This window comes from Tunicatimonas sp. (assembly GCF_049647865.1).
Taxonomy (GTDB): domain Bacteria; phylum Bacteroidota; class Bacteroidia; order Cytophagales; family Cyclobacteriaceae; genus Tunicatimonas.
On record NZ_JBARYM010000923.1, the window covers coordinates 1 to 12815 of the forward strand.

Genomic DNA, 12815 nt, shown 5'->3' on the forward strand with positions numbered 1-12815 from the left:
TGGTTGGTACAACTACACGGGCGGGGGCAATCCGCCGCAAGCAATTCTTACTATACCAGGGCGAGTTATCGTGTTGAAAACTGCTCAGGGGAATTACGCCAAGATGGAGGTACTGAGCTACTACCAAGGTAATCCTGACACCTCCAGCGAAGAGTTTATCAACTTTGCTACGCGATCCCAGGGTAAGCATTATACTTTCCGCTACGCAGTGCAGCCCAATGGCAGTCGTAAATTTTAACGTTTAATTATTCTATCATTCAAAACACTATAAACCATGAAAAATACGCTAATCACCCTTAGTTTAGCTTTAACCAGCTTGGCTGCTTACGGACAGAAGGAGCAAGATGTTCAATCTATTAAAGACATGTGCGGCTGCTACGAAGTAGATTTTCAGTACGTAGAAACCTTTGCTCCTAGTGCTAAGTACGAATTTCACGATCGCTACGTAGCCAACGCGCTGGAGTGGGTAGGTCTAATAGAAGAAAGCCCAGATAAGCTATCGCTTCAGCATATTTTAGTGATGATGGACACAATGGCCCTGAAGCACTGGCGGCAAGACTGGCACTTTGAAAACCAGGATTTGTACACTTTCCAGGGTGATGAGCTATGGAATTTTGAAACGCTTAGCAACGATGGAGTACAGGGGCAATGGACCCAAAAGGTGTATCAGGTAGACGATGCTCCCCGCTACGAAGGTAACGCTACCTGGATTCACGCCGATGGCAAGCACTACTGGGAAAGCACGGTGGATGCCCCCCTACCCCGCCGGGAGTACACCAAGCGCGACGACTACAATGTGTTACAACGTACCAATCGGCACGAGATTACCGATGAAGGTCACCTACACGAACAAGATAACGCTAAAATTCGTCGCCACAATGCAAAAGATCGAGTGCTGGTTCACGAGAAAGGCATGAATATGTACAAAAAAGTAGACGACAGTCGGTGCCAAGCTGCCGCTGATTGGTGGCAAGAAAACCAAGCCTTCTGGGCCGATGTACGCACCGCTTGGAATGAGGTGTTTACGCAGCAACAAGACTTTAAATTCGCTACCAAAGTAGGTGACCGACGTTTGTACGAAATGCTATTCCCGCTGAATAAGGAACTGATGGCCGACGGCAGCTATGATAGCGAAGCAGGCTTGTCCCGCATTCGCGAAACTATTGCCAGCTACATAACCTCTCCGGCTGATACTGAAGTAGCCGCTGGGAAATAACGTTGATGATTGATGAAAGCAGTAGTCTATGGTTCACTGCTCACTGTTCAAAGGGTGTAATATTGATAAATTTCGCTTCTTTGAGCTTAAAGTCCCCTTAGGTCAGCCGGAAACTTTCGGCCGACCTAGTTGGGGCACCAACTTATTTTTTAAACGGATCAAGAATGCGAAGTTGCTTTTCAACTAACAAGTTGTGCTGCATATCTTCTGAATACAATGCCGTGCAGTCAGCTTCCAAGGCTTCGGCTACGATGATGCTGTCAAAAAACATTTGCCTACGTCTTGCATCAGCTTACTTTTATATCATAACTACCAATGAAACGTTCTATACTCTTACTTTTAGCACTTGTTGCCGCCTCCGTAGTCTATGCCCAATCCGGCACTATTCGGGGGAAAATTACCGATAGTAACAGCAATCCTATACCTGGTCTCAACGCTGCCCTAAAAGGCACTACCTTGGGCAGTATTACTAATACTGATGGTCAGTTTACAATTACCGCCATACCAATCGGATCGTATCAACTAATTATTTCTGGAGTAGGCTATCAAACCCAACAACGTTCGATCGAGGTGGGTAACAACCAGACTGCGCAACTGAACATTAACGTACGGGAAAGCTTAACCCAGTTGCAGGAAGTAGAAATTACCGGCCGGAAGGAAACGACCTACCAGAACAAGGTTTCTTTTATTGGGTCTAAAACCGCCACGCCACTCAAGGATGTACCCCAATCGGTCAGCTACGTCACGAAAGAACTGATTCTTGATCAGGCGGCCTTTCGGGTCAACGATGTGGTGAAGAACATGAGTGGCGTTAATCAATTTTCATTCTACAACGACATTACCATTCGGGGCTTTCGGGTGGCGGGCCAGCGTAACTCGGGCAACCTTATTAACGGAATGCGCGCATTTACCAGTTTCTGGAAGCAACAGCTTATCCCCCATATTGAGCGAGTAGAAGTAATTAAAGGACCCGCTTCGGCTCTATTTGGCAATGCTTCGCCGGGTGGGGTGATTAACCGAGTCACCAAAAAACCACTGGAGGAATCTCGGCAGTCAATTACTACTTCCGTAGGCAGTTTTAGCACACTTCGCACCTTGGCCGATTTTACCGGACCAATGACTGAAGATGGCAAGTTACTCTACCGCCTCAATTTGGGCTACGAAAACGCCGATAGCTTTCGCGATCTACAGTACGATAAAAATATGGTAGTAGCTCCATCGTTCTCATTCTTACCTAATGATGATACCCGACTCAATATCGATGTTGTCTACCAAAATTCGGAAGGGCGCCTGGACCGGGGGCAAGCCGTGTTTGGTGACGGTGATTTATTCTCCGTACCCACTACCAAGGCCTTAAACGCTGCCAATGATTTTTTGAAAGAGGAAAACCTCAATGCCACTTTATCATTTCAGCATCAGTTTACAGATCGCATCAAGTTTAATAGTGTATACTTGCACTCCAACTACCGCGAAGATTTACTAGAACACCGCACTGCTAACACCTTCGCTACGCTGGGCAACGGCAGCCTTGATCCTGAACAAGTGGCTATGCGGGTATTTATTCGGAAGCGGAACTGGAGCAACGACAACTTCAATAATTATCTAACGCTAGACTTAAAAACTGGTCCGCTAGAACATCAATTACTGATTGGCTACGATTACTTCCGTCAGACCCTAAAGCCGGGTGGTTCACAGTTACAAGCAAGGGGCTACCTATCAGCCGATAGAACCAGAGCAATTAGAAGCTTTAATCCTGATAATGCCAGTGAGTTTGCCCTAGACGAAAGTGGCAACCCTATTCCAAATGTGCCCCACTTCGACCTCACCGACCCGGCAGCCAATCAGTTGCGCGATATGAGCGATTATATCTATCAAACCAACATTTTCGCCCAAAGTCTGCTGCATAATCACGGCATCTATCTACAGAACCAAGTAACCTGGGGCGCGCTAAAGTTCTTACTCGGACTGCGACAGGAGTTCTTCATCGACGAGCTTAATTACCGCACCGATGAGGAAGAACGGGTGAGTCAAGATGCCTTTATTCCCCGTTTAGGACTGGTTTATGAGCTTAATGAGCGCGTTAATTTGTACGGTACCTACGTAGAGGGCTACCAACCTCAAACCGCCAGTGTCATCAATAATCCTCTGGCGGGTGGGCCATTTGATCCGCTCACCAGTGACTTAATAGAATTGGGGGCAAAAACTCAGTGGATGGATGACCGGCTGAGTGCTACTCTGGCGGTGTACCGGTTACGACAAAACGGTGCGCTGTACGATGCTAATGATCCGGTCAATCCCGACCGACTGGTGCAGATTGGGGAAGAAATATCACAGGGAGTAGAGGTAGATGTCACCGGACAAATTCTACCCAACTGGAGCATTGTCGCCAACTACTCCTTCAACGATGCAGTAATTACTGTGAGCGACGATGAAACCGAAGAAAACCGCCAGAAGCCTAATGCCCCCCGCCACGCAGGTAACCTGTGGACTAAATACATGATTGATCAGGGAGCACTAAATGGACTGGGAGTAGGAATAGGCGTTAATCTAGTAACCGAGCGTTTTGGCTCCATTGTACCTACGGGGCAAAATCCACCACTATTTCCGGGCTACGAATTGGTGGATGCCGCGGTGTACTATCAAGTAGATAAGTTTCGTATTCAAGTAAATGTGAATAATCTACTGGATAAAACGCATTGGGTAGGTGGTTACGATTATATCCGGGCTTTCCCTGGTGCTCCCCGTAACGTAATGACGACTGTTTCTTATACTTTTTGATTATGATTAAAGTAGATCGGAAAAAGCTATTTCAGATTCATAGCTGGATTGGTATCAAGCTCAGCGTACTGTTCTTTATTGTGTGCTTTTCCGGTACGTTGGCTACTTTGAGTCACGAGATGGACTGGCTGTTTATTCCTGAAATACGGGCTAATCCAAAGGGGGCTAATTCTCAAGTTGAATTGGCTTCTCGTAATCAAATGGCGGATAATGTTCACTCGGCTTATCCCGAAGGGAAGATTGTTTATTGGCAAACCCTGGAAGAGCCTTATCTGTGCAATATTATTCACCTGATGCTGGACGGACACCGCCGCTACGTATTTGCGAATCCCTACACTGGCGAAGTACAGGGAATGGCGCATCTTACTTTTCAGCGGTTCTTCCGTGATTTGCACTACTATCTTTTCATCCCGTTCCAATTTGGCCACTTTACAGTATTAATCTTTGGGTTTATGCTGTTGGTCTCGTTGCTAACTGCACTACTGTTTTATAAGAAGTGGTACCGTAAGCTATTTGAACTGAAGACAGGACGCGGTGCCATTGTATTTTTCCGCAGCTTGCATCGGTTGGTGGGAGTTTGGTCAGTGCCGTTCACGATCTTATTTTCAGTAACCGGAATCTGGTACTTTGTAGAGAGGGCTAATGTAGGTGGCGTATCCGATATTGCAAATACCGTAGCGCCTCCATTGGTTGAACCAATTGCTGACTCGTTAGCTTTCGTCAAAATACAGCGCACTATCGACTACGATCAGGCAGTAAAGGTAGCACAACAAGAAATTGAGGGGTTAGCGGTTAAGGACATTCTTCCTCCAGCCAACGCTACTTCAGCTTTGTACCTTACTGGAAAAAGCAGTGAGCCGCTGGTGCGCAACCGAGCCAATCGGGTCTACCTACACCCTATTACTCTTGAGGTGTTAAAAGTCCAGCGAGCCTCCGCCCTGCCTACGGTTACTTGGCTCAATGATATTGCCGACCCACTGCACTTTGGCAATTGGGGCGGGCTGGTCACTAAAATTATCTGGTTCTTGCTGGGCTTAGGCATTTCTTCACTCGTGCTTACCGGTATCTGGATTAGTCAGAAGCGTAAAGTAAAAGGGGCAGTTCGGATTCGGGCACAAAAAATGGGACCTTGGAAGTACGTGAACTGGACGGTGTACGGAGTGATGCTAGGGTTTATGTATACTTTATTAGTCACCCAATACCAAGCTTCGTTCACCGTCCTGCTACTCATCACTATCGGCTGGATGATTTTTATCGGTACGGCATGGTACATATTTGAGTATCGCCTTCCAAAGGTAGCTAAAAAAGAGTTACTTTCTCATGCTTAGCGGATCAGCCAAAATACTTCCGGTTCATCTCAACTTCTCGTTGAAAAACGCAATTGTTCTTTCCCAGGCTAGCTTTGCCGCTTCAGGATCGTAGCGAGGGGTGGTATCATTGTGGAAGCCGTGATTAGCATCCGCGTACATATGAGCTTCATATTGTTTGCTGTGCTTTTTTAAAGCCGCTTCGTACTCCGGCCAGCCTTCATTGACGCGTTTATCTAGCTCACCAAAATGAAGTAGTAACGGAGCTTGAATCTGAGAAACTTCGTCAGCTTCAGGCTGGCTTCCGTAAAAAGGAACGGCGGCATCTAGCTCCGGTACGCGTACCGCCATCATATTGGAAATCCAGCCCCCGAAGCAGAAACCTACTACGCCTACTTTTCCGGTGCAATCGGGGTGCTCATTCAGATAGTCGTGTGCGGCAATAAAGTCTTCTAACATCTCATCGCGATCTCGCTTCCGTTGCAACTCCCGTCCTTCGTCGTCGGTACCCGGATAACCGCCTAGTGGGGTCAACGCATCAGGAGCCAGGGAAATAAATCCGGCCAGGGCCGCACGACGGGCTACATCTTCAATGTGAGGATTCAGCCCTCGATTTTCGTGCACTACCACAATTCCGGGTAGCTTATTACTGGCATTAGTTGGTTTGGAAAGTAGCCCTTTTATGGTTCTTCCGCCCTTCGGCGATTCGTACTCAATAAATTCTGATTTCAGCCGAGGATCATCCTGCCGTACCTGGACCTTATCCCGATAGTTCGGCATAATAAAGCTAAGTAACGAGGGTAACGTCAAACCACCTACCGCGTAGGCTGATAGTTTTTCCATAAACTGACGGCGTTCCAGGCGGTTGTGCGCGTAGTCATCGTAAAGGTCAAACACTTCCTGGCTAATGTCTTCTTTTCTGATTTCTTTCATAGTTGATATAGGGTAAGTATGGTATTGAGTTTTTTTAGCTGAGAAATTTATTTGAGAACTCATCCCGAAAGGCTCTGCCTAGGGGTATAACTAGTGCATCGCCCAAGTATAGTTGATTGCCAGCTACTTTGGTGATCTTGGCGGAATTAACGATGTACGATTTATGCACCCGAACAAACTGGTTACCGTCTAATGTATTCAACCAATTGCGGAGAGGTTCAGACGATAGCAATTTTCGACCGGGAGTAAATAGCTCGGTATAATCTGCGTCGGATTTGATGTAGATAATATCGTCTACCGCCACTTTGATATGCTCGTAGCCCGACTTAATAAATATTTCCCGAGTGCTAAGCGTTTGTTTGGGTGGTACCGTTGTTTTCTGCCCTGCCAGGTCTGGCAACGAAACCTTAGAAACGGCTTTTACAAAGCGCTGGAAGGAGAAGGGCTTTAGTAGATAATCTACCACATTAAACTCATAGCTCTCCAGCGCATAATCAGTAAAGGCTGTAGTTAAAATGACCGGCGGCAGATTAGCGCTGGTTTTTAGCAGGTCCATACCCGACATTTTGGGTAAGTGAATATCTAAGAATATCAGATCTATGAGTTCTAATTTTAAGTAGTCTATCGCCTGGATGGCATCCGAAAACGTGGCCTTCAACTCCAGTGAGCCAATATCTTCAATATATTTTTTCAGAATTCGCTGAGCCGGAGGTTGGTCTTCAATAATGATACACTTCATGCCGGACTCGTTTCGTTAATTGCATCGATAAACATACTTCGTACTGATTTTCAGTTTCTTCAATAGTTAGCTGATGGGCATTTGGATAAAGAAGCTGTAGCCGCTTTTTAACGTTCGCTAATCCGATTCCGCTCGCTAGATTGTCAGTATTAGTATCTACGCTAAAGTTATTCCGGCACCAAAATTCCAGTGTACCTTCTTCTGAAAGTTGGATACCAATGTCAATCCAGATGTTTTCTGACTGCCCCGATTGACTATGTTTAAAAGCGTTCTCAATAAATACAATTAGAATTAGCGGGGCAATTTGGTAGTCAGATTGGGTAGTTTGGGCAGTAAAGTTTACCACTCCTCGCTCTTCAATCTGGAGCTGGCTGAGTTGGGTAAAATTCTCTAACTGCTTAATTTCTTTAGCCAGTGGCACTAGCTTTTCCTTACACTCATACAGCATATAGCGTAGTACTGAACTTAGCTTCAGAATAATTTCTGGCGTTTGGGGCGAGTAGTCAATGGCGTACGAATAAAGGTTGTTTAGATTGTTGAACAAAAAATGGGGATTGATCTGAGATTTTAAAAACTGCAACTCGCTCTCCTGCATGGCAGCTTTTAGTTCATCTACTTCTCGCTGCTTCATTACGGCATCCCAAGCAAACTTAAACCCAGACAATACCGTGATAACCGGAAGCACTCCCCATAAACTAAAAAACACTCCCAGAAATCGTTGGCCCCTAGTGTCCGGGAAGTATACTTGTTCTATTACTGCCTCTTCCAAAAAGATAACCATAGCAATTACCACAACCACGTAGGCGATGAATAGCAAATGTTTTTTCTGGTACAGAAACCGGGGTAGTAAGAGATAATTAATGACAAAAGCTGCGACGGCGTAGGTCAAAAAGAACACTACCTGATAAGACTCAATTTGAGGGTTGTGCCGATCGTAGGAGTAAAAAACAAATACCACCCCATGCAGTAGCACTTGAAATAAAATTTCTTTGCGAGGTAATGGTGAAACAAAATTCTTAGACGGCATCTTCCCAATATAATCATTAAGTCAGTTCAGGGTCAACCTAAAAAGACGAACTACATTTTTATTACCCTCAACGTCAGTTTCCGACCGGTCAACTAAAATTATGCTGTTGATCGGATAAGTTAGGTCGTTCACCGATTTTATTTATCGCCACACTGCAATTCCCCGTACTTAGCATTATAACGTCGCTACTATTTGATTTTACATCTATGACTAATTATTTCAAGTTTATATTTTTTCTATTCAGTACAGTTTTGAGTGTAAGTGTTGTCATTGCTCAAGATAAAGGGGTGAGTATTTCCGGAACTATCCAAGATGAAGCCAGTCAACAGCCGGTGGAATTTGCTACCGTAATGGTAGCCGATAAAGACAGTGGAGAAGCCCTCGCGGGTACCACCACCGGGCCCGACGGAACATTTATACTAGATAGTAAATCAACCAATATTTATGTAGAAGTAAGTTTTATTGGTTACAAATCTCGCACCTTCCGGGATATTGATATTGTCAACGGGAAAGCTGATTTGGGATCTATCCAACTGACCGAAGATAGTCAAGCCCTGGATGAAGTGGTGGTCCGAGGTGAAAAGTCACGTACCGAATTTAAGCTGGACAAGCGGGTATTCAATGTAGGGCAAGATTTAACCAGTGCCGGAGCGAGTGCCCTGGAAGTGCTCAATAACGTTCCTTCAGTTAATGTGAGCATCGAGGGGCAGATCAGCCTGCGCGGTAGTGCCGGAGTACAGATACTGGTTGATGGAAAACCTTCGGTACTGGCCGACCAGCAGAGTAACGCCCTTGGTACCATTACCGCCGACATGATCGAGAGCATTGAAGTGATTACCAACCCTTCGGCCAAGTACGAAGCGGAGGGAACGTCAGGGATACTGAATATCATACTAAAAAAAGAAGAGAAACGCGGCCTGAACGGGTCAGTTTCACTGAATACGGGAATTCCGGATAATCATAGCATCGGGGTTAGCTTAAACCGGAGGACCGAAAAATTTAATTTGTTTACCCAGCTAGGGGTAGGCTACCGCTCAATTCCTGAGTTTGGGGAGACGATTAACCGCGACCGAATTAATAATACCACCGTTACCAGCGACGGTACCGAATACCGCAACGAAACCTTTTACAATGTAATCCTCGGTACCGATTATCATATTGATGATTATAACGTCATTACGCTATCGGGTAACTTTGCTTACGAGGTTGAGAGCCAACCGTCGGAGTACAATTTCAGCCTATTTGATGAGAATGATGCTGTGGTATCGGAGTGGAACCGGCGAGAAGCTACCGAAGCGACCAACCCTAAGTGGCAGTACGAACTTCAGTACGCCAAAGAGTTTAAGAATAATGAAGATCACCAACTCTTATTAAGTGCAACCGGAAGATTTTTTGGAAAGGATCAAGCTTCAGAATTTACGAATACTACCACCTTAGGCGAAAGTTTCAATAATGATCAGCAAACCGAAACCGAGTACCAGCAGGCTGACTATACCTTTAAGCTGGATTATACGAACCCCCTGAGTGAAAAAGTTACCATAGAAACGGGGACACAGTACGTGATTAATGACGTAGGTAATGATTTTACCGTACGGGAATTTCAGGATGGTAATTTAGTAACGATTGAAGAATTGACTAATAACTTTGAATGGAATCAGAAAGTACTGGGTGTTTACGGTACTGGGGCTTTTGAGGACGAAAAGTGGGGCGTAAAATTAGGGCTAAGGGTAGAAAATACGGACTTAAGCACCCTGCTAACCAATACGAACGAATCTAACAATCAGAATTTTACGAACATGTTTCCTACGTTCCACACGTCGTATAAGCTGACCGAAAATATATCTATGCAGGGCGGGTATTCCCGAAGGATTTACCGGCCCCGGCTGTGGGATTTAAACCCGTTTTTCAATATCCGAAACAACTTCAATATTCGCGTAGGAAACCCTGACCTGCTACCGGAGTACACCGACTCTTACGAGATTACTAGCATTTTTAATATGGAAAAAGCCTCCATTAATACTAGCGTTTACCACCGCTACACCACCGATGTAGTTGAGCGGGTGTCTACCTTTGAGAATAATGTGAACACCACCATGCCAATGAACATTGGTACCGACCAAACCACCGGATTTGAGTTCAATGGCGAATATAGTCCTACAAATTGGCTCAAACTAAACGGAGACTTTAACCTCAACTATTTCGTCCGGGAAGGTGAATTTCAGGACCAGACATTTGACTTTTCCGGTGACCGGTGGTCATCTCGGCTAACTTCTAAAATTGCCTTACCCGCTAACTTCGATCTGGAACTAATTGGCAACTACCAATCGGGTTTCCAAACGGTGCAGAGCGAGGTTTCTGGCTTTGCTTTTGGCGATGTGGGTTTACGGAAAAAAATGCTAGATGGCAGAGCTGTTGTCAACTTCAGTGTTCGCGATGTGTTTGCTTCCCGCATCCGGGAAAACGTTATTAATCAACCCGAATTTTATCTGTATAGCTTTGAACAGCGCGGGCGATTCATTACGCTAGGGTTCAGCTACGGCTTTGGCAAGGGCGAGGCCATGACTTACTCTGGAGCAAGAAGAAGGTAGGTTGTTCTAGCTCATCTACAACATTGGCTTCATTATCAACAATTAATCGGTTTTTTTGGTAAATTCAGCCATGCAATCACTCACCCAAGCTACTCTAGTTTTCATACTGGTTCTTATTAGCTTCCACTCTTTAGTCGCTCAAGATCAACCGATTCAAATTACTGGAAAGGTAGTAGAAAGTGGCAGCCGTCAGCCAGTGGAGTACGCTACTGTGACGGTAAAAATGGTGAATGACGATAGTATGGTTGACGGAACTACCACCGCAGCAGATGGTACTTTTACTTTATCTACTGCCACTTCTGAAGTCTATCTGGAGATCAGTTTTATTGGGTTTGAGACTCAGATCATCTCCGACCTAAAAATCAGAAATGGTAAAGCTGAAATGGGTACGATCACCGTTAGTGAAGATGAGCAAACGCTGGAAGAAGTTGTAGTACGAGCTGAGAAATCGCAGACGGAGTTTAAACTGGATAAACGAGTTTTTAATGTCGGTCAGGATTTGAGCAGCACCGGAGCGAGTGCACTGGAAGTACTAAATAACGTACCCTCGGTCACGGTGAATATTGAGGGGCAAGTACGGTTAAGGGGTAGTGGCGGAGTGCAAATACTAATCAACGGCAAACCCTCCGTATTGACTAGCGAAGGAGGAAATGCTTTAGGAACGCTCACGGCCGACATGATTGAACGGATTGAGGTCATTACCAATCCTTCGGCCAAGTACGAAGCGGCTGGTACCGCGGGTATCATTAATATTGTAATCAAGAAGGAGGAGAAGCGAGGTTTTAACGGGTCGGTCACGCTAAACACGGGAGTCCCTAATAACCACAGTTTAGGTTTGAGTGTGAACAACCGTACCGAAAAGTTTAACCTCTTTAGTCAGCTAGGAGTGGGGCACCGAACCTTTCCACAACAATCCCGAACCATTAACCGTGATTCAGAAAACAATACTACCGTTAGCAGTGAGGGTGAAAGCGATAAAAATGAAACATTCTTTAACATCATTCTTGGTACTGACTACCACATCAATTCCTACAACGTAATCTCGCTCACCGGACATTTTGCCTACGAACTAGAGACCGAGTTTTCCGATACTGATTTCACCTTTTTAGATGTTGCCAAATCAGTGAGTTCAATTCAGAATCGGGATGAAGAGACGGAGGCAGTAAATCCCAAGTACCAGTACGAACTTCAGTACAAGAAAGACTTTCCCGATAATGAGGAGCATACTTTGCTGTTCAGTGCCTTAGGTAGTTTTTTTGGTAAAGATCAATCATCAGAGTTTATCAATAGAAACTTATCAAATAAAGAAATCTCTAATCGGCAACGTACTCGCACCGATTTTTTGGAGAGCGAGTATACCTTCAAGCTGGATTACACTCAACCGTTTAATGAACATCTGACATTAGAAGCTGGGGCTCAGTACGTAATTACCGATGTTACCAACGACTTTGCGGTAAGTAACTCAGAAAGTAACGAGTGGGTAGAAGATCCCAGCCTGACTAATGTTTTTGACTACGACCAGAAAGTACTAGGGGTGTACGGCACCGGAGCCTACGAAGGGGATCGGTTTGGAATCAAATTGGGTCTACGCTTAGAGAATACTGACTTACGGACACTGCTGGTCAATACTGATGGAGGAAACGTTCAGCAATTTACTAATCTGTTTCCCAGCGGTCATACATCGTACAAAGTATCGGACAACTTCTCAATGCAAGCGGGATATTCCCGACGAATCTACCGGCCCAACTTGTGGGATCTGAACCCATTCACCAATATTCGTAACAACTTTAGTGTCAGCACCGGTAATCCACTGTTGTTACCCGAATTCACCGACTCCTACGAAGTTACCAGCATTTATGATCGCGATAAGTTCTCGTTTAACGTAGCGGTCTATCATCGCTATACAACTGACGTTATTGAGGAAGTTGCCACATTTGAGATTGTTCCAGCCCTTGATGAGGATAGCAAAGTAAGTCAAACTCGTCCTGAAAACATTGGAACCAATAATAGTACGGGGGCCGAGCTTAATGCCAAGTACAACCCCGTAGACTGGTGGTCGGTAAACGCTGACTTAAACTATAACTACTTTAGCCGGGAAGGAGAATTTGAATCGGTTTCCTTTGCTTTCACCGGCGACCAATGGTCGGGTAGGTTAACTAACAAGTTCAAACTACCCGCTGATATTGACTTCGAGTTCATCAGTAATTATCAGTCGGGCTACGTTACG

General features: G+C 45.3%; 10 protein-coding genes. 6 read left to right on the forward strand and 4 right to left on the reverse strand.

Annotated features, from left to right (window positions below; translation table 11 throughout):
- Positions 1–238 (forward strand): HmuY family protein (locus WBA23_RS26090; RefSeq protein WP_424585207.1); only part of this gene is annotated, 238 nt, incomplete at its 5' end.
- A gap of 36 nt (positions 239–274) precedes the next feature.
- Positions 275–1216 (forward strand): DUF6607 family protein, encoded by a 942-nt coding sequence (locus tag WBA23_RS26095; protein WP_424585208.1) that lies wholly within the window; start codon positions 275–277, stop codon positions 1214–1216.
- A gap of 142 nt (positions 1217–1358) precedes the next feature.
- Here the strand turns inward: WBA23_RS26095 and WBA23_RS26100 are convergent, their stop codons facing one another.
- Positions 1359–1487 (reverse strand): hypothetical protein, encoded by a 129-nt coding sequence (locus WBA23_RS26100; protein ID WP_424585209.1) that lies wholly within the window; start codon positions 1485–1487, stop codon positions 1359–1361.
- Between the two features lie 44 nt (positions 1488–1531).
- On the opposite strand from WBA23_RS26100, the gene WBA23_RS26105 reads away from it, so the two are divergent.
- Both WBA23_RS26105 and WBA23_RS26110 read left to right on the forward strand, forming a co-directional pair.
- A complete protein-coding gene (locus WBA23_RS26105) occupies positions 1532–3994 on the forward strand; it encodes a TonB-dependent siderophore receptor (RefSeq protein ID WP_424585210.1) in 2463 nt (820 codons plus the stop codon).
- Positions 3995–3996: 2 nt separating this feature from the next.
- The gene (locus WBA23_RS26110) at positions 3997–5322 is read left to right on the forward strand and encodes a PepSY-associated TM helix domain-containing protein (RefSeq protein WP_424585211.1); all 1326 of its coding nucleotides are present in this window, start codon (positions 3997–3999) and stop codon (positions 5320–5322) included.
- Positions 5323–5346: 24 nt separating this feature from the next.
- Here WBA23_RS26110 and WBA23_RS26115 read toward each other — a convergent pair whose 3' ends face one another.
- Genes WBA23_RS26115 through WBA23_RS26125 form a run of 3 tightly spaced genes read right to left on the reverse strand, consistent with a single transcriptional unit; the run spans position 5347 to position 8000 of the window.
- Positions 5347–6234: a dienelactone hydrolase family protein gene (locus tag WBA23_RS26115; RefSeq protein ID WP_424585212.1), complete on the reverse strand. Its 888-nt coding sequence runs from the start codon at positions 6232–6234 to the stop codon at positions 5347–5349.
- A 34-nt stretch (positions 6235–6268) separates the two neighbouring features.
- Entirely contained in the window at positions 6269–6973 is a 705-nt protein-coding gene (locus WBA23_RS26120; protein ID WP_424585213.1) for a LytR/AlgR family response regulator transcription factor, read from the reverse strand.
- Complete coding sequence (locus WBA23_RS26125; protein WP_424585214.1) at positions 6954–8000, reverse strand: sensor histidine kinase; 1047 nt, start codon at positions 7998–8000, stop codon at positions 6954–6956. The genes WBA23_RS26120 and WBA23_RS26125 overlap by 20 nt, the downstream gene beginning before the upstream one ends.
- A 251-nt stretch (positions 8001–8251) precedes the next feature.
- On the opposite strand from WBA23_RS26125, the gene WBA23_RS26130 reads away from it, so the two are divergent.
- Positions 8252–10588 carry a TonB-dependent receptor domain-containing protein gene (locus WBA23_RS26130; protein WP_424585215.1) on the forward strand — a complete coding sequence of 779 codons (2337 nt, stop codon included), beginning with the start codon at positions 8252–8254 and terminating at the stop codon, positions 10586–10588.
- Between the two features lie 70 nt (positions 10589–10658).
- Positions 10659–12815 (forward strand): TonB-dependent receptor domain-containing protein (locus tag WBA23_RS26135; RefSeq protein WP_424585216.1); only part of this gene is annotated, 2157 nt, incomplete at its 3' end.

Coding starts and splice junctions, on each gene's coding strand:
- WBA23_RS26095 (WP_424585208.1), top strand. CDS start 275: ATGAAAAATACGCTAATCACCCTTAGTTTAGCTTTAACCAGCTTGGCT.
- WBA23_RS26100 (WP_424585209.1), bottom strand. CDS start 1,487: ATGTTTTTTGACAGCATCATCGTAGCCGAAGCCTTGGAAGCTGACTGC.
- WBA23_RS26105 (WP_424585210.1), top strand. CDS start 1,532: ATGAAACGTTCTATACTCTTACTTTTAGCACTTGTTGCCGCCTCCGTA.
- WBA23_RS26110 (WP_424585211.1), top strand. CDS start 3,997: ATGATTAAAGTAGATCGGAAAAAGCTATTTCAGATTCATAGCTGGATT.
- WBA23_RS26115 (WP_424585212.1), bottom strand. CDS start 6,234: ATGAAAGAAATCAGAAAAGAAGACATTAGCCAGGAAGTGTTTGACCTT.
- WBA23_RS26120 (WP_424585213.1), bottom strand. CDS start 6,973: ATGAAGTGTATCATTATTGAAGACCAACCTCCGGCTCAGCGAATTCTG.
- WBA23_RS26125 (WP_424585214.1), bottom strand. CDS start 8,000: ATGCCGTCTAAGAATTTTGTTTCACCATTACCTCGCAAAGAAATTTTA.